Raw genomic sequence first — 344 nt, 5'->3', positions numbered from 1 at the left:
GTGCGCTGGTATTGTAAATATGGCATTAGCTATCGTGAACTTCAGGAAATGCTTGCTGAACGTGGTGTGAATGTTGATCACACCACGATTTATCGTTGGGTTCAGCGTTATGCTCCTGAAATAGAAAAACGTTTACGTTGGTATTGGCGTAATCCTAAAGAGCTGAGCTCATGGCATATTAATGAAACTTATGTGAAAGTAAATGGACGATGGTCTTATCTGTATCGTGCAGTTGACCAACCTGGCTATACCATTAATTTTTATCTTTCTTCTAGACGTAATACCAAATCAGCCTATTGTTTTCTTGGGAAAATCTTAAAGAATGTGAAGAAGTGGCAGATTCC

At 39.0% G+C, this 344-nt stretch carries 1 protein-coding gene; it reads left to right on the top strand.

Annotation, left to right across the window (positions count from 1 at the left end):
• Window positions 1-344: IS6 family transposase (locus tag C1A47_RS17565; RefSeq protein WP_111896292.1), on the top strand; the 344-nt coding region annotated here is incomplete at both ends.

This window comes from Acinetobacter sp. MB5 (assembly GCF_003261585.1).
Taxonomy (GTDB): Bacteria; Pseudomonadota; Gammaproteobacteria; order Pseudomonadales; family Moraxellaceae; genus Acinetobacter.
This window is presented reverse-complemented; position numbering and strand designations above follow the sequence as displayed.